This window comes from Streptomyces sp. NPDC001100 (genome assembly GCF_053598575.1).
Genome location: NZ_JBSFKO010000019.1, coordinates 51,152 through 77,206, shown reverse-complemented (window position 1 = coordinate 77,206; position 26,055 = coordinate 51,152). Strand labels below are relative to the sequence as shown.

The following is a 26,055-nucleotide window of genomic DNA, read 5'->3' as shown; positions in this document are numbered from 1 at the left end:
GTCGTACGGGGGAGGGGTGGACGGCATGCAACCGCTCGGCAGCGACGAACCCACGGTCGTGGGGCCCTACCGGCTGCTCGGACGGCTCGGCTCCGGCGGGATGGGGCGGGTCTATCTCGGGCGCAGCGCGGGCGGCCGTACGGTCGCGGTCAAGATCGTGCATCCGCACTTCGCGCTCGACGAGGAGTTCCGCGCCCGCTTCCGCCGCGAGGTCGACGCCGCGCGCCGGGTGGGCGGCGCCTGGACCGCTCCCGTCCTGGACGCCGACCCGGAGGCCGCCGTGCCGTGGGTCGCCACGGCGTACGCGGCCGGCCCGTCGCTCTCCGCCGCCGTGGCGGACGGCGGACCACTGCCCACCGCTTCGGTACGGGCCCTGGGCGCGGGGCTCGCCGAGGCGCTGACGGCCGTCCACGAACTGGGGCTCGTGCACCGGGACGTGAAGCCGTCCAACGTGCTCCTCACTCTCGACGGGCCCCTCCTCATCGACTTCGGGATCGCCCGTGCCACGGACGGCACCGCCTCCCTCACCTCCACCGGCGTCTCCGTCGGCTCACCCGGCTACATGGCCCCCGAGCAGATCCTCGGGAAGGGGGCGACGGGGGCGTCGGACGTCTTCTCCCTGGGGGCCGTGCTGGTCTACGCGGCCACCGGCGAGTCGCCCTTCCGCGGTGACTCCTCGGCCGCGCTGCTCTACAAGGTCGTCCACGAGGAACCCGAACTGGGCGAGATGGGGGGCGAGTTGCGGGAGCTGGCCCTGTCCTGTCTCGCCAAGGACCCTGCCTCGCGACCCAGTCCGGGCGAGGTGTCCCGGCGGCTCGCTCCCGAAGGCGCCGCCCGGCTGGTCGCCGGTGGCTGGCTGCCGGGGGCGCTGGTCGAACAGGTCAGCCGAAGTGCCGTACAGCTGCTGAACCTTGAGGCTGCGGGGGTGACCGAGGGAGTGCCGTCGGGGCCGGTGGCGTTCAGCAGTCCTTCGGTGGGGGCGGGGGGCGGTGTCGTCGAGGGCGGGGTGTTCGGACCGGCGCCGGTGATGTCGAAGCAGCCGGTGGGGCCACCTCTGGGGTCGCCCGTGGGGCCGCCCACCTTCGTGCCCGGACCCCGTGACACGCCTCCGCACGACGGCCTGCCTCTGAGCGACACCGTCCCGCCGGACTCCGGCGGCAAGCGGCCGGGGAAGTTCTCCGTGTCCGTCGCCGCCACATCGGCTCCGGGTGCGGGCGGGCGGGGGCGCAGGGTCGGCTGCACGGTCGCCCTGGCCGTCGCCGGGGCGCTCGCGGTGGCGACCCTGGTACCGGTCTTCCTCTACTGGATCCACCCGGGCGACAAGGGCTCGGACGCCTCCGCGGGCTCGGCGCCCACGGCGACCTCGACCGGCGGGCCGGGCAACGAGTACAGCGGTGAGCCGAGCAGCGGTACGACCACCGCGGCCAGCAAGGAGCCGAGCAGTGGCCCGAGTTCACCCGTCCCCACCCCGCCGCAGTCCGTCCCCGCCGCCTATCTCGGCACCTGGGAGGGCGAGGGCACCGCGCTCGGCGGCACTCTCCCGGACGGGAGCTTCCGGCTCACGATCGCCAAGGCGGGCGTCGGGCAGCAGCTGGGCGTCCTGCGGCAGACCGACCAGCTCGGCGGTGTCTGCGACGACGTACTGACCCTGAAGCAGGTGACCAGGACCCGGCTCGTCGCGAGCGCGGCGGGCGCGAAGACCAACCGCGACGTGTGCAACCAGGCCGCCCACACCGTCACCCTCACTCCCACCGGCGACGACCTCACCTACGCGTCGGACAGCTCGGCCGAGGGCTCCCCGACCGCACGGCTGTCCAAGGTCGGGTAGCGGTCCGATGGACTACGACCATCTGCTCATCGCCCTCGCGGGAGTGTGGGGCGCCGGTGCGGGCGCGGTGGTCGCGCGGGCCGGGCGGCGCGGTGCCGGTACCGCGCTCCTCGTGGTCCTGGTGTGCGTCGCCCTCGCCGTCGCCACCGGGATCAGACCCGAGCTGGCTGTCTGGCTGCTGCTCGCGCCGGTCGCGCTGCTGCCCGCCGTCACCGAACTGGCGCTTCCCGCCACGGGCGTCGCCCTCGCCCTCCTCGGTGTCGCGCGTTTTCTGCCCGAACACGCCGGCCACTGGACGACCGCACTGCTCGGGGCGTTCGCGCTCGGCGCCGGGTACTACGGGCTGTCCCGCCTCGACCCCGGCGGCGGTGGTCTGAGCCTCGGAGAGGTGAAGCTCGCGGTCGGGGCGGGGGCCGTACTCGGGTGGTACGGGTGGCCGACGCTGATGCTGGGCGCGTTCGCGGGCTTTGTGCTGCGGGCGGTGTACGGGGCCGTCCCCGGCGGGAGACGGCGGGCGGGCGTCCGTTTCGGCCCGTTTCTGCTCGCGGGCGCCTTCCTCGGTCTGCTGGTCGGGGCGTACACGGCCTGAGGTCGGGATGCGATATGTGCTGGCGTAGGCTGGCAAGGTCCGTCCACAACCCTTGACGAAAGGGACCTCCCGGTGACCGAGAAGGCCGAGCTTCAGTCCGTCCTCGACCGTGCCGCCGAGGGCGGGCGCATCACCCCCGAAGAGGCGCTCGACCTCTACCGCGACGCCCCGCTGCACGCGCTCGGCGCCGCCGCCGACGCCGTACGCAAGCGCCGGTACGCGGGTACGGAGCACATCGCGACGTACATCATCGAGCGGAACATCAACTACACGAACGTGTGCGTCACGGCGTGCAAGTTCTGTGCCTTCTACGCCGCCCCGAAGGACACCGCCAAGGGCTGGACGCGTGATCTCGACGACATCCTGCGCCGGTGCGCGGAGACCGTCGAACTCGGCGGCACGCAGATCATGTTCCAGGGCGGGCACCACCCGGACTACGGCGTCGAGTACTACGAGAAGCACTTCGCCGCGATCAAGGCCGCCTACCCCCAGCTGGTCATCCACTCCCTCGGCGCATCCGAGGTCGAGCACATGGCCCGTATCTCGAAGGTCTCCGTCGAGGAGGCCATCTCCCGCATCCACGCGGCCGGTCTGGACTCCTTCGCCGGCGCCGGCGCGGAACTGCTGCCCGCCCGCCCGCGCAAGGCGATCGCCCCGCTCAAGGAGTCCGGCGAGCGCTGGCTGGAGATCATGGAGGCGGCGCACAACCTGGGCGTCGAGTCCACGTCGACCATGCTCATGGGCACCGGCGAGACCAACGCCGAGCGCATCGAGCACCTGCGGATGATCCGTGACGTGCAGGACCGGACGGGCGGCTTCCGGGCCTTCATCCCGTACACCTACCAGCCCGAGAACAACCACCTCAAGGGCCGCACGCAGGCCACGCTCTTCGAGTACCTGCGCATGATCGCCATCGCCCGCCTCTTCATGGACAACATCGCCCACATCCAGGGCAGTTGGCTCACCACCGGCAAGGAGGTCGGCCAGCTCTCCCTGCACTACGGCGCGGACGATCTCGGCTCGATCATGCTGGAGGAGAACGTCGTCTCCTCGGCCGGCGCCAAGCACCGCTCCAACCGCATGGAGATCATCGACCTGATCCGCAAGGCGGGCCGCGTACCGGCCCAGCGGACCACGACGTACGAGCACATCGTCGTCCACGACGACCCGGCGAACGACCCCGTCGACGAGCGGGTCATGTCCCACATCTCGTCCACGGCGATCGAAGGCGGCACCGCTCACCCCGAGTTGAAGCTGCTGTCCGCCAACTAGGGCTCCTGTGCTGACGATTCACACGGCGGACGAGGGCGGGGCCGTAGCCGTAGAGGGGGCCCGGATCGCGGGCGTCGGGACCCTGGCGGACATCCAGGCCCGCTTTCCCGGCGCACGGGTGCGGAGCTGGCCGGGCGCCCTGGGCCCGGCCCGCGTCCACGAGGGCCCACTCCCGGACGGCCCGAGCCCACGGGAGCGGATCCACGCCGTCCTCAAGTCGGGCGCGACGGCTGTCTTGGAGAAGTACGTCGACTCGGCCGAACTCCGGTCGGCGGCGAAACGGAACGACGTCCAGATCCTCACTCACCCAACCGCCGCCGACCAGGGCCGAGCCGACCTCGCCGTATTCGACGAGGCCGGCACCTGCATCGCAACGGTGTGTGCGGGCCGGCTACTTCACAGACTCCGCTAGGCGCAGTTCTTTAGGGGCGCGGGGCTGTGACATTGTGCGGCTCCGCCGCGTGGGCGCGACCAGCCACAACGCACCGTCACCCGGCAACGCACCCATCACCCGGCAAAAGCTTCCCCGAACGCCCCCGAACTCTGCGTCACCCCACTGCAATCGGTAGCAGCGTCATCATCGGACGACCCGCTCTCACACTGCTGATCCCGAAACGTCGACCACATCGACACCCACGCGATCTCCTTCTCCTCGGCAAACGTCCGCACCTGCGCCGCGTCCGAGAGGGAAAACGTCTCACCGGAAACATCGTTCACCCCGATCATCGAGGTCAACGCCATCCCCTGCCACGCCCCGGCGTCCGAAAGCCCGAACACCTTCTTCAACTGGGTGTGCGTGGCCGTGGCGGACGTGATCGCGTAGTCGCCCATGTCCTTGGTGTACGACTCGCCGTAGTTCATGGTCATGATGTTGACCGTGGAGACGGCGACCGCGTTGTCGTTCGCGGACTCCAGCAGCGCCAGGCTGTCGGAGTCGAGACCGGACGGCATCACGGGCAGTGTGAAGGACACCTTGAGGTCGGTGCGTTCCTTCTGGAGCACGGCTATCGCCTTGGACCGCAGGGCGACCGACGCAGAGTCGGTGAGCGCGTCGCCCTCGATGTCGAAGTCGGCCTGCGTCGAACCGGCCGCGTCCAGCGCCTCGCCGTAGGCCTTCGCGAGCGCGGTGACACTCGTACAGGTCTCGGCCAGCTCCTTGCCGGAGGCCCCGCCGAAGGAGACGCGGACGGTCGCGCCGGACGTCTTGAGCGCCGCGATCCTGGATTTCACGGCCGCGTTGCCGATCGCGGTCGTGCCGTTCCACTTCGGCGTGCAGCTGCTGCCGGAGGCGATCGCGAAGGCGAGGTTGTATGTCGTCGGGGACCCCGTGCCGTCCATGTCGGAGGCGGTGGTGACGCTGACGTACGGGGCGTAGGACGTGCTGGACGCGGAGTTCGAAGGCCTCGGAGAGGCACTTTCGGAGGGGGCCGTGCTCGTTTTCTGTGGTGCCGACGGGGCCGCGTCGGACGAGTCCCCGGAGCTTGAGGAGCAGCCGGTGACCGTCAGGGCAAACAAGCAGGTGAGCCCGGCCGCCGGTTTCAGGAAACTCCTCATTGAGCATGCACCCTTTCCGTCTCGGGACGGTGATTTCTGTCTCAGGATGGAAACAGAGTCGGTTTCCGAAGCCTAAATGAAGCACATGGGGCTGTGTCTTACGAAGACAGAGAAAACATGGGAAACCCACGGGTATCGTTGCTCGAATCGGTCAACTCGGGCGACGAAGCGGAAGATTGAGGACACTACCGACACCGGCCGTTCATAAGGCATTTCCTGGGTTCTCTAAGGAAAGGCACAGGTTGCGTCGTTTTTCTTGGCGGGCTCACAAGAGAACCAGAGTTTTGGTCACATAAAGGCGACCTAATGTCTGGGGAATGCAATCCGAGTCCGCCATCGATAACCACGCTTCTGCGCGCGGTCGCCGCCGCAAAGCCGGCAACGGGTCCGCAGAAGGCCCCGTGTTCGTTGACAACTCCGGCCGCCGGTCAAAGGTGCTGCGCCGGATCGGCCTTCTCATGGGCACCGTCTGCCTGGGGTACGCGTTCGTACTCGGCATGGCGTTCATGGGCTTGGGCATCTCCATGAACCCCTCCTCACTGCTGCCCTTCGGCGGCGGCCAGGCCGGTTCGGCCCCCGGGGGCGGCTACGGCCCCAACGGTGGCAGAGGCGGCGTAGCGCCCTCCGGTGTTCCGACCGGCGCTCCGACCGACACCCCTTCGGGCGCCCCCAAGAGTGCGGCCCCGTCCTCCTCAGCCACCGCACACTGACCGGAGCGCCACCGCAGCCATGACTACGACGACTCCCTCGCGTGGGCGCCGACGCGCCCCCACTCGGATGGAGCGCGCGGCCGGCAAGGCCGCCGCGCTCCAACGGCCCCGAGTGATCCTCGCCCTGCTGCTTCTCCTCGGCCTCACCTGCGTGATGCTGCTCGACGGCTACCTGCGCGCGGAAGTCGGCGGCGACCAGCGCGTCCGGGACGGCGCGAGCGCAAGCAAGGTCCCCGACAAGGTGCTCAACGGCGGCCCGATCCTGACCTTCCGCAACGGCTCGCCGGTCACCCGGACGATCCCGAAGAAGACCATCGTCCTCACCTTCGACGACGGCCCGAACCCCACCTACACGCCCGCGGTCCTGAAGATCCTCAAGAAGTACGACGTGCCGGGCACGTTCTTCCTGGTGGGCTCGATGGTCTCGCGCTACCCGAGCATCGTGAAGGAGATGGTCGCGCAGGGCAACGAGGTGGGCATCCACACCTTCACCCACGTCGACCTCTCCTACCAGAGCGACGCCCGCATCGAGCGGGAGATGGAACAGACGCAGCTCGCGCTCGCGGGCGCGGCCGGCATCACCACCACGCTGTTCCGCGCGCCGTACTCCTCGGAGACGGACGCCATCGACAACTACAGCTACCCCGTCTACAAGAAGCTCGGCGCCTCCGGCTACACCAGCGTCTTCGTCGACACCGACAGCGACGACTGGAAGCAGCCCGGTGTCGCGAAGATCATCAAGTGGGCCACGCCGTCCGGGACTTCGGGCTCCTCGGTGCTCTTCCACGACGCCGGCGGTGTGCGCACGCAGACCATGAAGGCGCTGCCGCAGTACATCGAGAAGATGAAGGCGAAGGGCTACACGTTCACCACCGTGAGCGGCGCCATCGCCAAGAACGCCTCCGCCCAGAGGGCGGCCAACGGCACGGGTGCGGGTGCGGGCGCTGGTGCCGCCGCCGGGACGAGCACCGGCACCGTCGAGGCCGGCGCGCAGCCCTCCGCGGCACCTTCCGGAGCGCCCGCCGGCACCACCTCGGGCGGCGGCCAGACGGTCGGCTCGGCCGTCGGCGGCACCGGGAGCGGCACCCAGAGCGGAACGCGACGCATCTCGGTCCAGCAGGGCGCCCACCGCGAGGCCACCGGCATGACCCTCTACGAGGGCAGGGCGCTCATCTACGCCGTCATGGTCGCCGAGTGGGTGGTGCCGGGACTCGCGGCGGGCCTCACGGTCGTGGGCGTGGCCGTGATGAGCCGCTTCGGGATGATGCTGATCCTCGCCCGCCGTCACTACAGACAGCGCAACAAACGCCGGTTCAGCTGGGGTCCGACCGTCACCCGCCCGGTGACCGTCATCGTCCCGGCCTACAACGAGAAGGAATGCATCGCCAACACCCTTGAGTCACTGGCTAAGAGCACCCACCCGATCGAGATCATCGTCGTCGACGACGGCTCCTCGGACGGCACCTCGGAGATCGCCCGCGAGGCGGCCCGCTCGTTCGGCATGGACAACGTCCGCGTCATCCGCCAGGAGAACGCCGGCAAGCCCGCCGCCCTCAACAACGGTGTGCGCAGCGCGAGTTACGACATCGTCGTGATGATGGACGGCGACACCGTCTTCGAACCCGACACCGTACGACAGCTCGTCCAGCCCTTCGCCGACCCGGAGGTCGGCGCGGTCGCGGGCAACGCCAAGGTCGGCAACCGCAACACGGTCATCGGCGCCTGGCAGCACATCGAGTACGTGATGGGCTTCAACCTCGACCGCCGCATGTACGACCTGCTGCGCTGCATGCCCACCATCCCGGGCGCGATCGGCGCGTTCCGCCGCGAGGCGGTGCTCCAGGTCGGCGGCATGAGCGAGGACACCCTCGCCGAGGACACGGACATCACCATCGCCATGCACCGCGAGGGCTGGCGGGTCGTCTACCAGGAGCACGCCAGGGCCTGGACCGAGGCCCCGGCCTCCCTCAAGCAGCTCTGGTCGCAGCGCTACCGCTGGTCCTACGGCACCATGCAGGCCCTTTGGAAACACCGCAAGTCCCTGACGGACAAGGGTCCTTCGGGCCGCTTCGGCCGGGTCGGCATGCCCCTGGTGGTGATCTTCCAGATCATCACGCCGGTCTTCGCCCCGCTGATCGACGTCTTCACCGTCTACTCGATGATCTTCGTCGACTTCTGGGCCTCCCTCGCGATGTGGTTCGCGGTCCTCGGCATCCAACTCCTGTGCGCCGCCTACGCGTTCAGGCTGGACAAGGAGAAGTACCGCTACCTGTTGATGATGCCGCTGCAGCAACTGGCCTACCGCCAGATGATGTACCTGGTCCTCATCCACTCCAGCATCACCGCCCTGACCGGCGGCCGGCTGCGCTGGCAGAAACTCAAGCGCACCGGCGAGGTCGGCACACCGGCGGGAGCGAACGGATGACCTGGGAGCAGCAACAGGGATACGGCGCTGGGTACGGCACACCCCAACAGCCCCAGCAACCTCAGTACCCCCAACAGCCCTACGGCTACGACGCGTACGGCCAGCCGCAGCAGCCGTACCCGTATCCACAACCGCAGCAGCCGTACCAGCAGCAACAGCCTCCGCAGTACGTCGACTACGGGCCGCCGGTGCACGCGACGGCGCCTCTTCCCGTCGTGGAACCGGAGGTGGTGCCCGAGCCGGTGGCCGAGCCGGAGTCGGTGGTCGTCGAGGAGGCTCCCGAGTCGAAGCCCGTGCCCAAACCGGCGGGCCGGGACCGGTACTTCGACACGCTGCGGGCCGTCGCGCTGATCCGGGTGGTGACGTACCACACCTTCGGGTGGGCCTGGTGCGGGATGGTGTTCCCCTCCATGGGGATCATGTTCGGGCTGGCCGGGACGCTGATGGCGAAGTCGCTGGAGCGACCCGCCTTGAAGGTGGTCAGGAGCCGGATGCGGAGGCTGCTGCCGCCGTTCTGGTTCTGGGGCTTCTTCGTGGTCGTGGCGATGATGATCCACGACTGGATGCCGGGCTGGCAGATCATCTTCTGGGTGGTGCCGGTCGGGGATCCGCCGGGCAACTCCTGGGGCCTCCAGGCCTGGGAGATCCTCTGGTACCTGCGGACGTATCTGTGGTTCGTGCTGCTCTCCCCGGCCCTGCTGTGGATCTTCCGCAAGGCGCCGATCCCGGTGCTGCTGCTGACGCTGGTGCCGATCGTCGTCCTGAAGTACGTGTGGTCGGGGCCGGACAATCGCTTCGGCAACGCCCTCTGGGACCTGTCGACGTACCTCTTCTGCTGGATCCTCGGCTTCGCCCACCGCGACGGGGTGCTCCAGAAACTGAGGCCCTTCCTGGCGGTCACGCTGTCGATCGCCGCGATCGTCTTCGGCGGCTGGTACGCCTTCACGCACCAGGCCGAGGCAGGCGGCACCTACGACCTGGACGAGAGCCCGCTCGCCCAGACCTACTGGTCGGCCGGTTACGTCATGCTGCTGATGTGGGCCAAGGCCTACTTCAACATCGACTTCGCCTGGCTGACCCGCTTCAAGCGCCTCGACCGGGTCGTCACGATCTTCAACTCCCGGGCCGTGACGATCTATCTCTGGCACGAGATCGCGCTGGTGCTTGCGGTGCCGCTGACCGACCAGTTCTGGAAGGTGCCCGCCTTCGAGAAGTGGCTGCCGCTGGGGAGCCAGTGGTTCATGTTCGGCATCGGCTGGATTCTCATCGCGGTCTTCATCGTGCTGTGCGGCTGGGTGGAGGACGTGGCCGCGAAGAAGAAACCGAGACTCCTGCCGTCGTGAAGTCTCTGATTACGGGCCGGGCGCCTTCGGGGTGCCCGGCCCGTACTGCCACAATGGGCCCGTGACCCGCGCATCCCTGGACAAGCAGCCGCACGAAGTCGCCTCGATGTTCGACGACGTGGCGGAACGGTACGACCTGACCAACGACGTGCTGTCGCTCGGCCAGGACCGCCGATGGCGCAAGGAGGTCACCAAGGCGGTCGACGCCCGCCCCGCGCAGAAGATCCTGGACCTGGCCGCCGGTACGGCCACCTCCTCGCTCCCCTTCGCGCAGAGCGGCGCCTACGTCGTCCCCTGCGACTTCTCCCTCGGCATGCTCCAGGTCGGCAAGAAGCGCCACCCCTGGCTGCCGCTCACGGCCGGCGACGCCACGAAACTGCCGTTCAAGGACGACACGTTCGACGCCGTGACGATCTCCTTCGGGCTGCGCAATGTGCACGACACGGACACCGCGCTGCGTGAGCTGTACCGGGTGACCAAGCCCGGTGGCCGGGTGGTGATCTGCGAGTTCTCGCACCCGACCTGGGCGCCCTTCCGCACGGTCTACACCGAGTACCTGATGCGCGCCCTGCCGCCGGTCGCCCGCGCGGTCTCCTCGAACCCGGACGCGTACGTCTACCTCGCCGAGTCCATCCGCGCCTGGCCCGACCAGCCCGCGCTCGCCGAGCGCCTGCGCAAGGCCGGCTGGTCGAAGGTGGCCCACCGCAACCTGAGCGGCGGGATCGTCGCCCTGCACCGCGGCTTCAAGGGCGCCACAGGCTGCTGACGGCTCGGGCCGCGCCCGCGGTGTGGGCTCCGCCGGCCCATCACCGGCCAGCTGATCACCGGCTAGCTGATCACCGTCGCGAAGAACGCGTCGCCCGGCGGCTCGTCCAGCTCGCGCTGCATCCCGCCGCTCGGCGGCCGCGGTATCCGCGGCTCGCGCATCCCGCCCCCGCCGTCCCCCTCACCGAGGTCGAACCACACGTAGACCATGGAGTCCCGCGGCACCTCGGCATCGGGCTGCGGGTACTGCCGTACGACGTAGTCGACGACGGCGAGATGGAAGTCGGGCCGGTCCGGCGCGTTGAGGAACAGGCCGCGAGCCTGGGCTGTCTCGCGCGCGTCCACGGCCATCAGGCCGACGAGCCGCGGTACGCGCACTTCAGGTGTTTTGGGCGTTAAGCGCACAGATGTCACCCCCAGCGGTACCGGAAGGGTAACCCCGGTCCGGTCCCGACCGGAAGCGTCAAGTGTCTTTCTGTAGCTGTTGGTTACTTTCGGTTACAGTGTGAGCCGGTAGCAGTGCCCCTCCTCCGCCCGCGAGGGCGTGGTGAAGACCTCGTCGAGGCTCATCCCCAGCCGTCGGGTCACCGCGATCGACCGGGTGTTGCGGGCCAGCACCATCGCCACCACGCTCGGCACACCCGCGGCGCGCACCCGCTCCAGGGTCATCTCCGCCGCCGCCGTGACGTATCCCTGGCCCCAGAACTCCCGGCCCAGCCGCCAGCCGATCTCGATCTCGCCCTTCGGTCCCCAGTCCTGTGGCCAGGGCTGGGCGCCGGTGAAGCCGATCACGCGGTCCGAGTCGTCGAGCATGGTCCACAGACAGAAACCGCGCTCCGCGTCGTGCCGGCGCTGGCGGGCGGTGAGCTCCTCGTAGACGGACAGTTCCGCGGGCCTGCCGCCGTGGAACTCCATGACGTCCGGGTGGTCGAACACCCGGTGCCAGGCGACGGCGTCCTCGTCGGTGGGGACGCGCAGCCGTACTGCGGGGAGAGCTCGGTTCACGGGGGCAGCCCTTCAGCCTGGTGATCAGTGGCGCTGAATAGACTGCCCATGTCCAGTGCCGGTCGGCACGCAGATTCCGAACTTGGGGAGATCCCGCCGTGACCGAGCCCCTCTCCGAAAACACCGCCGATGTGATCGTCGTCGGCGCGGGGCCAGCCGGCTCCGCCACCGCCTACCACCTCGCCAAGTCCGGACTCGACGTCCTCCTCCTGGAGAAGACCGAGTTCCCGCGCGAGAAGGTCTGCGGCGACGGCCTCACCCCGCGCGCCACCAAACAGCTCGTGGCCATGGGCATCGACATCTCCGAGGAGGCCGGCTGGCTGCGCAACAAGGGCCTGCGCATCATCGGCGGCGGCGTCCGCCTCCAGCTGGACTGGCCGGAACTCGCCTCCTTCCCGGACTACGGCCTCGTCCGCAAGCGCGACGACTTCGACGAACAGCTCGCCCGCAACGCCCAGAAGGCGGGCGCCCGCCTCTACGAGCGCTGCAACGTCGGCGCCCCGATCATCGACGAGCGCACCGGCCACATCACCGGGGTCAACGCCAAGCTCGGCGAGGAGAAACGCGAAGTCACCTTCCACGCGCCCCTGGTGGTCGCCGCCGACGGCAACTCCACCCGCCTCTCCCTCGCGATGGGCCTGCACCGCCGCGAGGACCGCCCGATGGGTGTCGCGGTGCGCACGTACTTCACCTCGCCCCGCCACAAGGACGACTACCTGGAGTCCTGGCTGGAACTGTGGGACCGCCGCGGCGCCGAGGACCGTCTCCTGCCCGGCTACGGCTGGATCTTCGGCATGGGCGACGGCACCTCGAACGTCGGCCTCGGTGTCCTCAACACCTCCGACTCCTTCAAGGAGTTGGACTGGCGCGAGGTGCTGAAGGCCTGGTGCGCGTCCATGCCCGAGGACTGGGGCTACACCCCCGAAAACATGACCGGTCCGATCCGCGGCGCCGCCCTCCCGATGGCCTTCAACCGCCAACCCCACTACACGAAGGGCCTGTTGCTGGTCGGCGACGCCGGCGGCCTGGTGAACCCCTTCAACGGCGAGGGCATCGCCTACGCCATGGAGTCCGGTCAGATCGCCGCCGACGTCATCGTCCAGGCCCACGCCCGCCCGACCCCGGCGAGCCGCGAACTGGCCCTGCGCCGCTACCCGCAGGTCCTCAAGGACACCTACGGCGGCTACTACACGCTGGGCCGCGCCTTCGTGAAGCTCATCGGCAACCCGAAGGTCATGAAGATCGCGGCCCAGCGCGGCCTGACGCACCCCCTGCTGATGAAGTTCACCCTGAAGATGCTGGCCAACCTCACCGACCCCACGGGCGGCGACGCGATGGACCGCATCATCAACGGGCTGAGCAAGGTGGCGCCGAAGGCGTGACCCCTGGCGGTGATCAGGTGGTCAGGGCTTTGGCCTTGGCGGCCCGGCGGGCGAACACCTCGTCCCGCCGGTCCGCCACCTGCCGCAGCGCCTCCTTGCGGTCCCGCTTGGAGAGACGGTCCAGATAGACCTGCCCGTTGACGTGGTCGGTCTCATGGGCGAGGCAGCGCGCGAAGTACCCCGTGCCCTCGATCACCAGCGCGTTGCCGTCCTTGTCGAGCCCGCGCACCACGGCCCGGTCCGGACGCGGTACGTCCATCACCGCACCCGGCACCGACAGGCACCCCTCGCCCTCGTCGAGCAGCCGGCGCGCGGCCGGGTCGAGCGGGTCCAGCACCGGGTTGACGATGTGTCCGACATGTCGGACACCGTCGTCGTCCGGGCAGTCGTACACGAACAGGCGCAGATCCACGCCCACTTGATTGGCCGCGAGGCCGGCTCCGTCGGCGACGTACATGGTGAGGAACATGTCGTCGATGAGCGCGGTGAGGTCGGGCCCGAACTCGGTGACGTCCCGGCTCGGCCGGTGCAGGACCTCTTCACCGACCTCGGTGACCCGGCGCACGCTGCCGCGTCCGGCCTCGGGTGCGGGGCGGGGGTAGGAGTCGACGGGACTTCCCTGGACGAAGACACGGGGCATGACTTGCTCTCCTCGGGTTTGGCGTCCGGCTGTCTGGTTAGCCGCACTGAAGAACCTTGAGAGAAGAGCCTTTCAGGAGAGCCGCGAACTCCGGTAGAGGGAACGCGGGGTGTGCCCGGAGAGCCCGGTGGGGGTACGCCGAGGGGACCGTCGCCCCCGAGGCGACGGTCCCATGCTCACGGCGTCGTGCGCGGGCTCAGAGCACCCGCACCGCGCCGGTCGGCGGGTCGTAGGACAGCGGCCGCTCCACGATGCCGGTGGAGGGGTTCTGCGCGCCGACGAACATGCCGTCGCCCACATACACCGCGACGTGGTACGCGCTGCCCGCGCTGCCCCAGTACAGGATGTCGCCGGCCTGAAGGTTGCTCAGGGACACCTGAGTACCTGCGGTCGACTGGTCCTGGGAGACACGCGGCAGGCTGATGCCGACCTGCTTGAAGGCGGCACCGACGAGCCCGGAGCAGTCGTAGGCGCTGGGGCCGGTGGCGCCCAGGACGTAGGACTTGCCGATCTGCGCCTTCACGAAGGCCACGACGGCCGCGGCCGAACCCGTGGCCGTGGAAGAGCTCGTGGAGGTACTGGTGCCCGTGGAGGCGGCCAGGGTGGTCCGCTCGGTGCTGCGTGACGTGGCACGCTCCGCAGCGGCCTTACGGGCGGCCTCCTGGGCCTTCTTCTTCGCCTCCGCCTTCTTCTTGGCGTCCGCCAGGTCCGCCTTCGCCTGCTTCGCGGCGTTTGCGGCGGCCGCGTCGCGCTCGGCGCGCAGCTGGTAGTTCGCCGCGGCCTGCTGGGTGGCTTCGGCGGACTGTGCGACCTGGGTGGACAGATCGGCCGTCAGGGTGGGCAGTTGCAGGGTCTGCGTCGTCTCGGCCGCGTTGGCCGAGGCCGCGCCCGCCGCCGCCATGCTGAGAACGCCACCGGCAACTCCGGCCCGCACGGCGATGTTCGTCGTCGCGCTGCGGCGGGGTTTCCGGTGGCTGCGTATGTGAGCGGTGTGGGACATGAGACCAACCGGTATCAGGGGCTCCTCCATACCTTCAAGAAACGTGTGCTGCGCCACAATTGTTCAACGGGCACCACGAACTTCGGGTGTGCCGTTCCTTATTGACGCCGTAACGGACATTGCGGACCTGGGCGATCAGGCCGGTGATCACGGCCTTTCGTCGTTACGCCCGAATTGCCCGCCGCTTACCACTGGTTGGGACAGGTGGCCAAGCCCGGCTCTCATTCGCCTCTCATGAGTGTGGTGCAGGTCACGGAACGGTTACCGGAATGCTCGCGTCCTGTGTGGGTATCGCGGGCGGTCGACTTCGTGAACGCGTGCACGCGTCCACACCGTGCCGTGCGACTCCCTCCGACGTGTGAACGGGCTCCCACTACCAAGCCGCCGCGTCCAACTCCAATTTGCATGCAAGAGAAGTCTCTTGATATGGAGACGCCGCTCTCGGCCTGCGGTGACGAGCGCAAATGTCACGTCAGGTGATCGCGCGGGCGCTTCATGTGTGAAGATCGCCGCTCACTCGACGTGATGATCCTTCGCCGGGTGGTGGAGATCACAAAGCTTGTGTAATACCCCGTGTCGCAGATCACAGAGCGACGGGCATAAGATGCGGAGCGGTTGGGCTTGTGACCTGCTTCACATGTTCGCGATCTTCGCCGGGACGGGCGGGAGTTGCCGAGTGTGTGAGGTGGGTGTGAGTCCGACGCCATCGCCAGCAGTCAGTGCCGACTGAGAGGAGCGAGGAGCGGTGAACGCGTATGCGCCCATCCTCGTACTGGGAGCCCTCGGGGCAGGCTTTGCGATCTTCTCCGTGGTCATGGCCACGCTGATCGGTCCGAAGCGGTACAACCGGGCCAAGCTCGAAGCGTACGAGTGCGGCATCGAGCCGACCCCCACGCCGGCCGGCGGCGGGCGCTTCCCCATCAAGTACTACCTGACGGCGATGCTCTTCATCGTCTTCGACATCGAGATCGTCTTCCTCTACCCCTGGGCCGTCACCTTCGACGCCCTGGGTGTTTTCGGGCTCGTGGAGATGCTGCTCTTCGTGCTCACCGTCTTCGTCGCGTACGCGTACGTATGGCGGCGCGGCGGCCTGGAATGGGACTGAGGGGCCTTTAACTCATGGGACTCGAAGAAAAGCTGCCGAGCGGCTTCCTGCTCACCACCGTCGAGCAGGCCGCGGGCTGGGTGCGCAAGGCGTCCGTCTTCCCGGCCACGTTCGGACTCGCCTGCTGCGCCATCGAGATGATGACGACCGGCGCCGGACGGTACGACCTGGCGCGCTTCGGCATGGAGGTCTTCCGCGGATCACCCCGCCAGGCGGACCTGATGATCGTCGCGGGCCGGGTCAGCCAGAAGATGGCGCCGGTGCTGCGGCAGGTCTATGACCAGATGCCGAACCCCAAGTGGGTGATCTCCATGGGGGTCTGCGCCTCGTCGGGCGGCATGTTCAACAACTACGCGATCGTCCAGGGCGTCGACCACATCGTCCCGGTCGACATCTATCTCCCGGGCTGCCCGCCACGGCCCGAGATGCTGATGGACGCGATCCTCAAGCTCCACCAGAAGATCCAGTCCTCCAAGCTCGGCGTGAACGCCGAGGAGGCGGCCCGCGAGGCGGAGGAGGCGGCGCTCAAGGCACTGCCCACCATCGAGATGAAGGGCCTGCTGCGGTGAGCGACGCGAACGGCACCAACGGAGTCAACCCCGAGAAGGATCTCGGTGCCTCCAACCTCCCCGGCCAGCGCGGCGAAGGCGGTGAGGAGATCCGCGTCCAGCGCGGCATGTTCGGCGCCAACAACGGTGGCGACACCTCCGGTTACGGCGGCCTGGTCCGCTCGGTCCGCCTCCCGGGAGCCGCGAGCCGGCCCTACGGCGGCTGGTTCGACGAGGTCGCCGACGAACTGGAGGGCGCCCTGGAGGAACAGGGCCTGCTGCCCGGCAACGCGATCGAAAAAACGATCGTCGACCGCGGTGAACTCACCTTCCACATCGAACGCGAGCACCTGGTCCGCGTCGCCCAGACCCTGCGCGACGACCCGGCCCTGCGCTTCGAGCTCTGCACGGGGGTGAGCGCGGTCCACTACCTCCACGACAAGGGCCGCGAACTGCACGCCGTCTACCACCTGCGCTCGATCACCCACAACCGGCTGATCCGCCTCGAAGTCAGCGCCCCGGACAGCGATCCGCACATCCCGTCCCTGGTCCCGGTCTACCCGACCAACGACTGGCACGAGCGCGAGACCTACGACTTCTTCGGCATCGTCTTCGACGGTCACCCGGCCCTGACGCGGATCATGATGCCGGACGACTGGCCGGGCCACCCGCAGCGCAAGGACTACCCCCTCGGCGGCATCGCCGTCGAGTACAAGGGCGCCCAGATCCCGGCTCCGGACCAGCGGAGGTCGTACTCGTGAGCACGCAGTCAGCATCCGCCTCCGCAGCTTCGGCACGCGAGACCACCGAGGGGACCGTATATACGGTCACCGGTGGCGACTGGGACGAGGTCGTCCAGTCCGCGGCCCGGGCCGACGACGAGCGCATCATCGTCAACATGGGGCCCCAGCACCCCTCCACGCACGGTGTGCTCCGCCTGATCCTGGAGATCGACGGCGAGACGGTCACCGAGGCCCGCTGCGGCATCGGCTACCTGCACACCGGTATCGAGAAGAACCTCGAATACCGCACGTGGACGCAGGGCACCACGTTCGTGACGCGCATGGACTACCTGACGTCCTTCTTCAACGAGACCGCCTACTGTCTCGCCGTCGAGAAACTCCTCGGCGTCGAGGACCAGATCACCGAGCGGGCGAAGATCATCCGGGTGCTCCTGATGGAGCTGAACCGGATGTCCTCCCACCTGGTGTGCATCGCCACCGGCGGTATGGAGCTCGGCGCCACCACGATCATGATCTACGGATTCCGTGATCGTGAAATGATTCTCGACATCTACGAGCTCATCACGGGCCTGCGGATGAACCACGCGTACATCCGCCCCGGCGGACTCGCCCAGGACCTGCCGCCCGGCGCGGTGGACCAGATCCGCGAGTTCGTGAAGAAGATGAAGAAGAACCTCCCGGAGTACGACAAGCTCGCCACCGGGAACCCCATCTTCAAGGCCCGTATGCAGGACGTCGGTTACCTCGACCTGGCCGGCTGCATGGCCCTCGGCGCCACCGGCCCGATCCTGCGCTCCACCGGTCTGCCGCACGACCTGCGCAAGGCGCAGCCGTACTGCGACTACGAGACGTACGACTTCGACATCCCGACCGCCGACACCTGCGACTCCTACGGCCGCTTCCTCATCCGTCTTGAGGAGATGCGCCAGTCGCTGAGGATCGTCGAGCAGTGCCTGGACCGGCTGCAGCCCGGCCCGGTCATGGTCGCCGACAAGAAGATCGCCTGGCCCGCCCAACTCGCGCTCGGGCCGGACGGGTTGGGCAACTCGCTCGACCACATCAAGAAGATCATGGGCACCTCCATGGAGGCCCTGATCCACCACTTCAAGCTGGTGACCGAGGGCTTCCGCGTACCGCCGGGACAGGCGTACGCGGCGGTCGAGTCGCCCAAGGGCGAACTCGGGGTGCACGCCGTTTCCGACGGAGGCACCCGCCCCTACCGGGTCCACTTCAGGGACCCGTCCTTCACCAACCTTCAGGCCATGGCGGCGATGTGCGAGGGCGGCCAGGTCGCCGACGTCATCGTCGCCGTCGCGTCCATCGACCCCGTGATGGGAGGCGTCGACCGGTGACCACCAGTTCTTCGGAGCAGGGCGTCAGCCTGGGCATGCCCCAACTGCCCGCGCCCGCTTACCCGGACGACGTCCGGGCCCGGCTGGAGGCCGACGGGCGGGAGATCATCGCCCGCTACCCGGACTCCCGCTCGGCCCTCCTGCCGTTGCTGCACCTCGTGCAGGCGGAGGAAGGACATGTCACGCGCACGGGGCAGCAGTTCTGTGCGGACCTGCTGGAGCTGACGACGGCCGAGGTCGCCGCCGTCGCGACCTTCTACACGATGTACCGGCGTCGCCCGAGCGGCGACTACCAGGTCGGGGTCTGCACCAACACCCTGTGTGCGGTGATGGGCGGTGACGCGATCTTCGAGTCGCTCCAGGAGCACCTGGGCGTCGGCAACGGTGAGACCACCGACGACGGCAAGGTCACCCTGGAGCACATCGAGTGCAACGCGGCCTGCGACTTCGCGCCGGTGGTGATGGTCAACTGGGAGTTCTTCGACAACCAGACCCCCGCCAGCGCCCGGCGCCTCGTCGACGACCTGCGCTCGGGCGCACCCGTGGAGCCCACGCGCGGGGCGCCGATGTGCACCTTCAAGGAGACCGCGCGGATCCTCGCCGGCTTCCCCGACGAGCGGCCCGGGGCCGTCGAGGCGAGCGGCGGTGCGGGACCCGCGTCGCTGGTGGGCCTCCGCCTGGCCAGGGGAGAGACCGCACCCGCGCGCGTGGTCCATCCGCGCGGCTCCGGAGCGCCGCAAGGCCAGTCGCCGGCCGAGCACCTCAGTTCGCACGACGCGCCGCAGGACACGTCGGCCTCCGACCCCGCCCACCCGGCGGGGCCTGTCGCCGAGGAGGGGGAGTGATGACCTTGGCACCCGAACTGAAAGACCACAGCCCCGAGAAGCTGCTCGCACCCGTGCTGTCGGCCTTCTGGGACGAGGACGAGTCCTGGACTCTGGACACGTACCGAAGGCACGAGGGATACGAGGGGCTCCGCAAGGCGCTCGCCATGTCGCCGGACGACCTCATCGCCTATGTGAAGGACTCCGGTCTGCGCGGTCGCGGTGGCGCCGGCTTCCCCACCGGAATGAAATGGCAATTCATTCCCCAAGGGGATGGAAAACCGCACTATCTAGTTGTCAACGCCGACGAGTCGGAGCCCGGGACCTGTAAGGACATCCCGCTCCTCTTCGCGAACCCGCACAGCCTCATCGAGGGCATTGTCATCGCGTGTTATGCCATCAGGTCTTCGCATGCCTTCATCTATCTGCGTGGTGAAGTCGTCCCCGTATTGCGGCGGTTGCACGAGGCCGTGCGCGAGGCCTACGCGGCGGGCTACCTCGGCGAGAACATCCTGGGCAGTGGCCTGGACCTGCAGCTCACCGTGCACGCGGGTGCGGGCGCGTACATCTGCGGTGAGGAGACCGCACTGCTCGACTCGCTCGAAGGCCGCCGTGGTCAACCGCGGCTCCGTCCCCCTTTCCCTGCCGTCGCGGGCCTCTATGCGTGCCCGACTGTGGTGAATAACGTCGAGTCGATCGCGTCGGTTCCCGCGATTCTGCAAAAAGGCAAGGAATGGTTCAGGTCGATGGGCAGCGAGAAGTCTCCGGGCTTCACGCTCTACTCGCTCTCCGGCCATGTCACCAGCCCCGGTCAGTACGAGGCGCCCCTCGGCATCACACTCCGCCAACTGCTCGACATGAGCGGCGGGATGCGCGCCGGGCACCGCCTCAAGTTCTGGACGCCGGGCGGTTCTTCCACGCCGATGTTCACCGACGAGCACCTCGACGTCCCTCTTGATTACGAAGGAGTGGGTGCCGCGGGTTCCATGCTCGGCACAAAAGCTCTGCAGTGTTTCGACGAGACGACCTGCGTCGTGCGTGCCGTCACCCGCTGGACCGAGTTCTACGCCCACGAGTCCTGCGGCAAGTGCACCCCGTGCCGCGAAGGGACGTACTGGCTCGTGCAGTTGCTGCGCGACATCGAGGCCGGCAAGGGCGCGATGTCCGACCTCGACAAGCTGAACGACATCGCCGACAACATCAACGGCAAGTCCTTCTGCGCCCTCGGCGACGGCGCCGCCTCGCCGATCTTCTCCTCGCTCAAGTACTTCCGCGAGGAGTACGAGCAGCACATCACGGGCCGGGGCTGCCCCTTCGACCCGGCCAAGTCCACGGCCTGGGCCGACCGCACGGAGGTGAACGCATGACGGTGACCACGAGCGCTCCCTCCGGTGGAGGGGAGGCGGCGGTCCCGCCGGAAGATCTCGTCTCGCTGACGATCGACGGCGCCGAGATCAGTGTGCCCAAGGGCACCCTGGTCATCCGCGCCGCCGAGCAACTCGGCATCGAGATCCCCCGGTTCTGCGACCACCCTCTCCTCGATCCGGCCGGCGCCTGCCGTCAGTGCATCGTCGAGGTCGAGGGCCAGCGCAAACCGATGGCGTCCTGCACGATCACGTGCACGGACGGCATGGTCGTCAAGACCCAGCTCAGCTCGCCCGTGGCCGAGAAGGCCCAGCACGGTGTGATGGAGCTGCTCCTCATCAACCACCCGCTGGACTGCCCGGTCTGCGACAAGGGCGGCGAGTGCCCCCTGCAGAACCAGGCGATGTCCCACGGTCAGGCGGACTCCCGCTTCGAGGGCAGGAAGCGGACCTACGAGAAGCCCGTCCCGATCTCCACCCAGGTGCTGCTGGACCGCGAGCGGTGCGTGTTGTGCGCGCGCTGCACCCGGTTCTCCAACCAGATCGCGGGCGACCCGATGATCGAGCTGCTGGAGCGCGGCGCGCTGCAACAGGTCGGCACCGGTGAAGGCGACCCCTTCGAGTCGTACTTCTCCGGGAACACCATCCAGATCTGCCCGGTGGGCGCGCTGACCTCGGCGGCGTACCGATTCCGCTCCCGCCCCTTCGACCTGGTCTCCACGCCCTCCGTGTGCGAGCACTGCTCCGGGGGCTGCGCGACCCGCACCGACCACCGGCGCGGCAAGGTCATGCGGCGCCTGGCGGCCGTGGACCCGGAGGTCAACGAGGAGTGGATCTGCGACAAGGGGCGCTTCGCCTTCCGGTACGCGCAGCAGCGCGACCGGCTGCAGACGCCGCTGATCCGCAACCCCGAGGGCGAACTCGTCCCCGCCTCCTGGCCGGAGGCGCTCCAGATCGCCGCCCAGGGACTGCTCGCCTCGCGGGGCCGCACCGGTGTCCTGACCGGCGGCCGGCTCACCATCGAGGACGCCTACGCGTACAGCAAGTTCGCGCGCGTGGCGCTCGACACGAACGACATCGACTTCCGCGCGCGCGTGCACAGCAGCGAGGAGGCCGACTTCCTGGCCGCCCGGGTCGCGGGCCGCGGCCGGGACCTCGACGGCACGGGCGTCACGTACACATCCCTGGAGAAGGCGCCCGCCGTACTGCTGGTCGGGTTCGAGTCCGAGGAGGAGGCGCCCGGCGTCTTCCTGCGGCTGCGCAAGGCCTCGCGCACGCACGGGCAGCGGGTGTTCTCGCTGGCCACGTTCGCCACGCGCGGGCTGGAGAAGGCGGGCGGCACGCTGCTGCCGGCCGCTCCCGGCACCGAGACCGAATGGCTGGACGCGCTCGCGAGCGGGGTCGGCCTGGAGGACGACGGAGCCCGCGCCTCCGAGGCGCTGCGCACCGAGGGCGCGGTGATCGTCGTCGGCGAGCGGCTGGCCGCCGTCGCCGGAGGCCTCACCGCCGCCGTACGGGCCGCGTCCGCGACCGGTGCCCGGCTGGTGTGGATCCCGCGCCGGGCCGGGGAGCGCGGCGCGATCGAGGCGGGGGCGCTGCCGTCGCTGCTGCCGGGCGGACGTCCGGCGACCGATCCACGCGCGCGTGAGGAGGTCGCCGCCGCCTGGGGTGTCGCCGAACTCCCGCACCGCTACGGCCGCGACGCCGGCCAGATCGTCGAGGCCGCCGCGGGCGGTGAACTGCGGGCGCTGCTCGTCGCCGGTGTCGAGCCGGGCGACCTGCCCGACCCGGCACGCACGCGTGCGGCACTCGACGAGGTCGGCTTCGTGGTCTCGCTCGAACTGCGGCCCAGTGAGATCACCGAACACGCGGATGTGGTCCTTCCGGTCGCGGCGGTCGCCGAGAAGGCGGGCACCTTCCTCAACTGGGAGGGCAGGGTGCGCTTCTTCGACGCCGCGCTCAAGCCCGACCAGATGACCCGCACCCTCGCCCCCACCGACGCGCGCGTCCTGCACATGCTGGCCGACGCCATGGACGTCCACCTGGGACTGCCCGATCTGCGCACCGCGCGCGCGGAGTTGGACCGGCTGGGCGCCTGGGACGGGCCGCGGGCCACCGAACCGCTGGAGACCGCGGGCGTGCTGCCGCGGCCCGCCGCCGGGGAGGCCGTGCTCGCCGGGCACCGGCTGCTGCTCGACCGGGGCGCCCTCCAGGAGGGCGACGACGCACTCGCCGGCACCCGGCACGCCGCCCACGCGCGCGTGTCGGCCGCCACCGCCGCCGAGGCGGGTGTCAAGGACGGCGACACCCTCGCCGTGACCGGCGCCTCCGGAACCGTCGAACTCCCGCTGCTGATCACGGAGATGCCCGACCGCGTGGTCTGGCTCCCGCTGAACTCCACCGGCGGGGGCGTCGCCTCCGACACCGGGGCGCTGCCCGGCGCACTCGTCCGCATCGGCCCGGCCACGCCCGCGGGCGAGGCCCCCAAGGAGGTGGAGGCATGAGCAATCTGTACCTCGCCGCGGAAGACCTCTCGATGTTCGGCCGCGACCCCTGGTGGCTGGTCGTCGTCAAGGCGGTGTTCTGCTTCGCCTTCCTGATGATCACCGTGCTGTTCTCGATCGTCTGGGAACGCAAGGTCGTCGCCTGGATGCAACTGCGCATCGGCCCCAACCGGCACGGCCCCTGGGGCATGCTCCAGTCGCTCGCCGACGGCGTGAAGCTGATGCTCAAGGAAGACCTCATCGTCAAGCGTGCCGACAAGGTGGTCTACATCCTGGCGCCGGTCGTCGCGGCCATCCCGGCCTTCATGGCGATCGCGGTCATCCCCTTCGGACCGGCCGACAACGAGGTGTCGATCTTCGGCCACCGCACCACGATGCAGCTCACCGACCTGCCGATCGCGATGCTCTACATCCTCGCGGTCGCCTCGGTCGGCATCTACGGCATCGTCCTCGCGGGCTGGAGTTCCGGCTCCACCTACCCGCTCCTGGGCGGCCTGCGCTCCTGCGCCCAGATGATCTCCTACGAGATCGCCATGGGCGCCGCGTTCGCCTCGGTGTTCCTCTACTCCGGGTCGATGTCCACGTCGACGATCGTTGAACAACAGCACGACCGCTGGTACATCGTCCTGCTGCCGGTCTCCTTCATCATCTACGTCATCACGATGATCGGCGAGACCAACCGCGCCCCCTTCGACATGCCGGAGTCCGAGGGCGACCTGGTCGGCGGCTTCAACACCGAGTACTCGTCCATCAAGTTCGCGCTCTTCATGCTCGCCGAGTACGTGAACATGGTGACGGTCTCCGCGGTGTCGACCACGCTCTTCCTGGGCGGCTGGCGGGCCCCGTGGCCGATCAGCTCCTTCTGGGAGGGCGCGAACCACGGCTGGTGGCCGATGCTCTGGTTCGTCATCAAGGTCCAACTGCTGCTGTTCTTCTTCATCTGGCTCCGCGGCACCCTCCCGCGCGTGCGCTACGACCAGTTGATGAAGCTCGGCTGGAAGGTCCTCATCCCGGTCTCCGTGGTCTGGCTGATGCTCGTCGCGACCGTACGGACCCTCCGGAACCAGAACTACGACTTCGCCGACATCACCCTCTACATCGTCGGCGGTGTGCTCGCCCTGCTGTTGCTGTCCTTCATCGCGGACATGTTCCGCCAGAAGGCCAAGGAGGACGCGCAACTGGCCGAGGAACCCGCCGGGTTCGACGCGATGGCGGGCGGATTCCCCGTACCGCCGCTGCCGGGACAGGAGTTGCCGCCGGTGCCTCGGCGCCCCTCGCGACGCGAGCGGGAGCTGATTGTCAGTGGTGGTCCGGATACTGGCAGTGACGGATCTCTGGATGGAAAGGAGGCGTCCGATGGCTGAGGAGCCCAAGGAGACCACACCCGGTTTCCAGAACCCCGTGGCCGGCTTCGGCGTGACCTTCAAGGCCATGTTCAAGAAGCGGCTGACCGAGCAGTACCCGGAGCAGCAGAAGACCACAGCCCCCCGGTTCCACGGACGGCACCAGCTCAACCGCCATCCGGACGGCCTGGAGAAGTGCGTCGGCTGCGAGCTGTGCGCCTGGGCCTGCCCCGCCGACGCCATCTATGTGGAGGGCGCCGACAACACCGACGAGGAGCGCTACTCGCCGGGCGAGCGGTACGGCCGCGTCTACCAGATCAACTACGCCCGCTGCATCCTGTGCGGCCTGTGCATCGAGGCGTGCCCCACGCGCGCGTTGACGATGACCAACGAGTTCGAACTGGCCGACAGCAGCCGCGCCAACCTCATCTACACCAAGGAACAGCTGCTGGCCGGCCTCGACGACACCATGGTCGACAGCCCGCACGCCATCTACCCGGGGATGACCGAACAGGACTACTACCGGGGCCTGGTGACGGAGGCAGCACCCGGGACGGTGCCCCAAGTGGCCGTCTCCAAGAGTGAGAAGCCCGAGGAAGAGGGGGTGGAGGCATGAGCGCGCAGTTCACCGCCGCCGCCTACTCGACCTCCACCGGCGAGGCCTTCCAGTTCTGGGTCCTCGGCACGGTCGCGGTTATCGGCGCCCTGTCCACCATCCTCATGAAGAGGGCCGTGCACAGCGCCCTCTCCCTCGCCGGGACCATGATCGTCCTGGCGGTGTTCTACCTCGCCAACGGCGCCTACTTCCTGGGCGTCGTCCAGATCGTCGTCTACACCGGCGCGATCATGATGCTGTTCCTCTTCGTGGTGATGCTGGTCGGCGTCACGGCCGCCGACTCCCTGACGGAGACCATCAAGGGCCAGCGCTGGCTGGCCCTTCTCTGCGGGCTCGGCTTCGGCATCCTGCTGGTCGCGGGCATCGGCAACGCCTCCCTCAACCAGTTCGACGGCCTGGCCACGGCCAACGCGAACGGCAATGTGCAGGGCCTGGCCGCCCTCATCTTCACCAAGTACGTCTTCGCCTTCGAAATCACCGGCGCCCTGCTGATCACGGCCGCCGTCGGCGCCATGGTGCTCACGCACCGCGAGCGCACCGAGCGGCCCAAGACCCAGCGCGAGCTGTCCGAACAGCGCGTCCGCGAGGGCAAGCACGTCCCGCCGCTCCCGGCCCCCGGCGTCTACGCCCGGCACAACGCGGTGGACGTCCAGGGACTGCTGCCCGACGGCACCCCGTCCGAGCTCACGGTCAGCAAGACGCTCCGCGACCGCGGCCAGATCCGTGACGTGTCCAGCGAGGCGCTGAACGATCTGCGGGCCCTGGAGCAGCGCGCCGAGGAGCGCCTGGAGCGGACCGCGATCGAGCCGGCGAACCTCAAGCGGACCGAGGAGGCGTCGAAGTGAACCCCGTCAACTACCTCTATCTCTCCGCCCTGTTGTTCACGATCGGCGCCACCGGCGTACTGATCAGGCGGAACGCGATCGTCGTCTTCATGTGCATCGAGTTGATGCTCAACGCCTGCAACCTCGCGTTCGTCACCTTCTCCCGGATGCACGGCAACCTCGACGGTCAGGTCATCGCCTTCTTCACGATGGTCGTCGCCGCCGCGGAGGTCGTGGTCGGGCTCGCGATCATCGTGTCGCTGTTCCGTTCCCGCCACTCGGCCTCGGTCGACGACGCCAGCCTGATGAAGCTCTGAGG

General features: G+C 68.8%; 25 protein-coding genes. 20 read left to right on the top strand and 5 right to left on the bottom strand.

The features are described 5' to 3' along the window. The first annotated feature begins 25 nt into the window (after positions 1–25). The 4 genes from ACWDEW_RS26755 (at position 26) to ACWDEW_RS26740 (ending at position 4,101) form a co-directional block, all read left to right on the top strand. Positions 26–1,828 carry a serine/threonine-protein kinase gene (locus ACWDEW_RS26755; protein ID WP_450515683.1) on the top strand — a complete coding sequence of 601 codons (1,803 nt, stop codon included), beginning with the start codon at positions 26–28 and terminating at the stop codon, positions 1,826–1,828. A 7-nt stretch (positions 1,829–1,835) separates the two neighbouring features. Continuing rightward, entirely contained in the window at positions 1,836–2,417 is a 582-nt protein-coding gene (locus ACWDEW_RS26750) for a hypothetical protein (RefSeq protein WP_450515681.1), read from the top strand. A gap of 72 nt (positions 2,418–2,489) precedes the next feature. Then, positions 2,490–3,689 carry a cyclic dehypoxanthinyl futalosine synthase gene (gene mqnC / locus ACWDEW_RS26745; RefSeq protein ID WP_450515679.1) on the top strand — a complete coding sequence of 400 codons (1,200 nt, stop codon included), beginning with the start codon at positions 2,490–2,492 and terminating at the stop codon, positions 3,687–3,689. 7 nt (positions 3,690–3,696) lie between these two features. Next, positions 3,697–4,101 carry an imidazolonepropionase-like domain-containing protein gene (locus tag ACWDEW_RS26740; RefSeq protein WP_450515677.1) on the top strand — a complete coding sequence of 135 codons (405 nt, stop codon included), beginning with the start codon at positions 3,697–3,699 and terminating at the stop codon, positions 4,099–4,101. Positions 4,102–4,196: 95 nt separating this feature from the next. Here ACWDEW_RS26740 and ACWDEW_RS26735 read toward each other — a convergent pair whose 3' ends face one another. After that, positions 4,197–5,243, bottom strand: a complete 1,047-nt coding sequence (locus ACWDEW_RS26735) for a chitinase (RefSeq protein WP_450515675.1) — start codon at positions 5,241–5,243, stop codon at positions 4,197–4,199. Between the two features lie 401 nt (positions 5,244–5,644). Here ACWDEW_RS26735 and ACWDEW_RS26730 point away from each other — a divergent pair, with 401 nt between their 5' ends. The 4 genes from ACWDEW_RS26730 to ACWDEW_RS26715 all read left to right on the top strand — a co-directional run bounded on the left by ACWDEW_RS26730 (position 5,645) and on the right by ACWDEW_RS26715 (position 10,487). Beyond that, a complete protein-coding gene (locus ACWDEW_RS26730) occupies positions 5,645–5,953 on the top strand; it encodes a hypothetical protein (RefSeq protein WP_450515673.1) in 309 nt (102 codons plus the stop codon). A 19-nt stretch (positions 5,954–5,972) separates the two neighbouring features. Continuing rightward, entirely contained in the window at positions 5,973–8,378 is a 2,406-nt protein-coding gene (locus ACWDEW_RS26725; RefSeq protein ID WP_450515672.1) for a bifunctional polysaccharide deacetylase/glycosyltransferase family 2 protein, read from the top strand. Continuing rightward, positions 8,375–9,721: an acyltransferase family protein gene (locus ACWDEW_RS26720; protein WP_450515670.1), complete on the top strand. Its 1,347-nt coding sequence runs from the start codon at positions 8,375–8,377 to the stop codon at positions 9,719–9,721. The genes ACWDEW_RS26725 and ACWDEW_RS26720 overlap by 4 nt, the downstream gene beginning before the upstream one ends. A 61-nt stretch (positions 9,722–9,782) precedes the next feature. After that, positions 9,783–10,487, top strand: coding sequence for a demethylmenaquinone methyltransferase (locus ACWDEW_RS26715; RefSeq protein ID WP_450515668.1), 705 nt, complete (start codon positions 9,783–9,785; stop codon positions 10,485–10,487). A gap of 62 nt (positions 10,488–10,549) precedes the next feature. Here the strand turns inward: ACWDEW_RS26715 and ACWDEW_RS26710 are convergent, their stop codons facing one another. Continuing rightward, positions 10,550–10,864 carry a PASTA domain-containing protein gene (locus tag ACWDEW_RS26710; RefSeq protein ID WP_450515666.1) on the bottom strand — a complete coding sequence of 105 codons (315 nt, stop codon included), beginning with the start codon at positions 10,862–10,864 and terminating at the stop codon, positions 10,550–10,552. Between the two features lie 120 nt (positions 10,865–10,984). Beyond that, entirely contained in the window at positions 10,985–11,491 is a 507-nt protein-coding gene (locus ACWDEW_RS26705) for a GNAT family N-acetyltransferase (protein ID WP_450515664.1), read from the bottom strand. 98 nt (positions 11,492–11,589) lie between these two features. Between ACWDEW_RS26705 and ACWDEW_RS26700 the strand changes: the two genes are divergently transcribed. After that, on the top strand, positions 11,590–12,873 hold the full coding sequence (locus ACWDEW_RS26700; protein ID WP_400979569.1) for a geranylgeranyl reductase family protein: 1,284 nt from the start codon (positions 11,590–11,592) through the stop codon (positions 12,871–12,873). Positions 12,874–12,886: 13 nt separating this feature from the next. Here the strand turns inward: ACWDEW_RS26700 and def are convergent, their stop codons facing one another. Together def and ACWDEW_RS26690 are read right to left on the bottom strand one after the other, a co-directional pair. Beyond that, positions 12,887–13,513 (bottom strand): peptide deformylase, encoded by a 627-nt coding sequence (gene def / locus ACWDEW_RS26695; protein ID WP_450515662.1) that lies wholly within the window; start codon positions 13,511–13,513, stop codon positions 12,887–12,889. A 196-nt stretch (positions 13,514–13,709) separates the two neighbouring features. Continuing rightward, positions 13,710–14,513: a C40 family peptidase gene (locus ACWDEW_RS26690; RefSeq protein WP_450515660.1), complete on the bottom strand. Its 804-nt coding sequence runs from the start codon at positions 14,511–14,513 to the stop codon at positions 13,710–13,712. 745 nt (positions 14,514–15,258) lie between these two features. Between ACWDEW_RS26690 and ACWDEW_RS26685 the strand changes: the two genes are divergently transcribed. The 11 genes from ACWDEW_RS26685 to nuoK are packed head-to-tail and all read left to right on the top strand — an operon-like array spanning position 15,259 to position 26,053. Then, on the top strand, positions 15,259–15,618 hold the full coding sequence (locus ACWDEW_RS26685; protein WP_007383963.1) for an NADH-quinone oxidoreductase subunit A: 360 nt from the start codon (positions 15,259–15,261) through the stop codon (positions 15,616–15,618). Between the two features lie 14 nt (positions 15,619–15,632). Continuing rightward, positions 15,633–16,187 carry a NuoB/complex I 20 kDa subunit family protein gene (locus tag ACWDEW_RS26680; protein ID WP_007383964.1) on the top strand — a complete coding sequence of 185 codons (555 nt, stop codon included), beginning with the start codon at positions 15,633–15,635 and terminating at the stop codon, positions 16,185–16,187. Further along, positions 16,184–16,927, top strand: coding sequence for an NADH-quinone oxidoreductase subunit C (locus ACWDEW_RS26675; RefSeq protein ID WP_450515658.1), 744 nt, complete (start codon positions 16,184–16,186; stop codon positions 16,925–16,927). The genes ACWDEW_RS26680 and ACWDEW_RS26675 overlap by 4 nt, the downstream gene beginning before the upstream one ends. Then, complete coding sequence (locus ACWDEW_RS26670) at positions 16,924–18,261, top strand: NADH-quinone oxidoreductase subunit D (RefSeq protein WP_450515656.1); 1,338 nt, start codon at positions 16,924–16,926, stop codon at positions 18,259–18,261. The genes ACWDEW_RS26675 and ACWDEW_RS26670 overlap by 4 nt, the downstream gene beginning before the upstream one ends. Beyond that, the gene (gene nuoE, locus ACWDEW_RS26665; protein WP_450515654.1) at positions 18,258–19,106 is read left to right on the top strand and encodes an NADH-quinone oxidoreductase subunit NuoE; all 849 of its coding nucleotides are present in this window, start codon (positions 18,258–18,260) and stop codon (positions 19,104–19,106) included. The genes ACWDEW_RS26670 and nuoE overlap by 4 nt, the downstream gene beginning before the upstream one ends. Then, complete coding sequence (gene nuoF / locus ACWDEW_RS26660; RefSeq protein WP_019074287.1) at positions 19,106–20,452, top strand: NADH-quinone oxidoreductase subunit NuoF; 1,347 nt, start codon at positions 19,106–19,108, stop codon at positions 20,450–20,452. The genes nuoE and nuoF overlap by 1 nt, the downstream gene beginning before the upstream one ends. Then, on the top strand, positions 20,449–22,953 hold the full coding sequence (locus ACWDEW_RS26655) for an NADH-quinone oxidoreductase subunit G (RefSeq protein ID WP_450515652.1): 2,505 nt from the start codon (positions 20,449–20,451) through the stop codon (positions 22,951–22,953). Before nuoF ends, ACWDEW_RS26655 begins: the two co-directional genes overlap by 4 nt. Next, positions 22,950–24,317: an NADH-quinone oxidoreductase subunit NuoH gene (nuoH, locus tag ACWDEW_RS26650; protein WP_450515650.1), complete on the top strand. Its 1,368-nt coding sequence runs from the start codon at positions 22,950–22,952 to the stop codon at positions 24,315–24,317. Before ACWDEW_RS26655 ends, nuoH begins: the two co-directional genes overlap by 4 nt. After that, positions 24,310–24,912 carry an NADH-quinone oxidoreductase subunit NuoI gene (gene nuoI / locus ACWDEW_RS26645; RefSeq protein ID WP_450515648.1) on the top strand — a complete coding sequence of 201 codons (603 nt, stop codon included), beginning with the start codon at positions 24,310–24,312 and terminating at the stop codon, positions 24,910–24,912. Before nuoH ends, nuoI begins: the two co-directional genes overlap by 8 nt. Continuing rightward, positions 24,909–25,757: an NADH-quinone oxidoreductase subunit J gene (locus ACWDEW_RS26640; protein WP_450515646.1), complete on the top strand. Its 849-nt coding sequence runs from the start codon at positions 24,909–24,911 to the stop codon at positions 25,755–25,757. The genes nuoI and ACWDEW_RS26640 overlap by 4 nt, the downstream gene beginning before the upstream one ends. Next, positions 25,754–26,053, top strand: a complete 300-nt coding sequence (gene nuoK / locus ACWDEW_RS26635) for an NADH-quinone oxidoreductase subunit NuoK (protein WP_016437642.1) — start codon at positions 25,754–25,756, stop codon at positions 26,051–26,053. The genes ACWDEW_RS26640 and nuoK overlap by 4 nt, the downstream gene beginning before the upstream one ends. The last annotated feature ends 2 nt before the right edge of the window (positions 26,054–26,055 follow it).

Coding starts and splice junctions, on each gene's coding strand:
- ACWDEW_RS26755 (WP_450515683.1), top strand. CDS start 26: ATGCAACCGCTCGGCAGCGACGAACCCACGGTCGTGGGGCCCTACCGG.
- ACWDEW_RS26750 (WP_450515681.1), top strand. CDS start 1,836: ATGGACTACGACCATCTGCTCATCGCCCTCGCGGGAGTGTGGGGCGCC.
- ACWDEW_RS26735 (WP_450515675.1), bottom strand. CDS start 5,243: ATGAGGAGTTTCCTGAAACCGGCGGCCGGGCTCACCTGCTTGTTTGCC.
- ACWDEW_RS26725 (WP_450515672.1), top strand. CDS start 5,973: ATGACTACGACGACTCCCTCGCGTGGGCGCCGACGCGCCCCCACTCGG.
- ACWDEW_RS26720 (WP_450515670.1), top strand. CDS start 8,375: ATGACCTGGGAGCAGCAACAGGGATACGGCGCTGGGTACGGCACACCC.
- def (WP_450515662.1), bottom strand. CDS start 13,513: ATGCCCCGTGTCTTCGTCCAGGGAAGTCCCGTCGACTCCTACCCCCGC.
- ACWDEW_RS26690 (WP_450515660.1), bottom strand. CDS start 14,513: ATGTCCCACACCGCTCACATACGCAGCCACCGGAAACCCCGCCGCAGC.
- ACWDEW_RS26680 (WP_007383964.1), top strand. CDS start 15,633: ATGGGACTCGAAGAAAAGCTGCCGAGCGGCTTCCTGCTCACCACCGTC.
- nuoF (WP_019074287.1), top strand. CDS start 19,106: ATGACCTTGGCACCCGAACTGAAAGACCACAGCCCCGAGAAGCTGCTC.
- ACWDEW_RS26655 (WP_450515652.1), top strand. CDS start 20,449: ATGACGGTGACCACGAGCGCTCCCTCCGGTGGAGGGGAGGCGGCGGTC.
- nuoH (WP_450515650.1), top strand. CDS start 22,950: ATGAGCAATCTGTACCTCGCCGCGGAAGACCTCTCGATGTTCGGCCGC.
- nuoI (WP_450515648.1), top strand. CDS start 24,310: ATGGCTGAGGAGCCCAAGGAGACCACACCCGGTTTCCAGAACCCCGTG.
- ACWDEW_RS26640 (WP_450515646.1), top strand. CDS start 24,909: ATGAGCGCGCAGTTCACCGCCGCCGCCTACTCGACCTCCACCGGCGAG.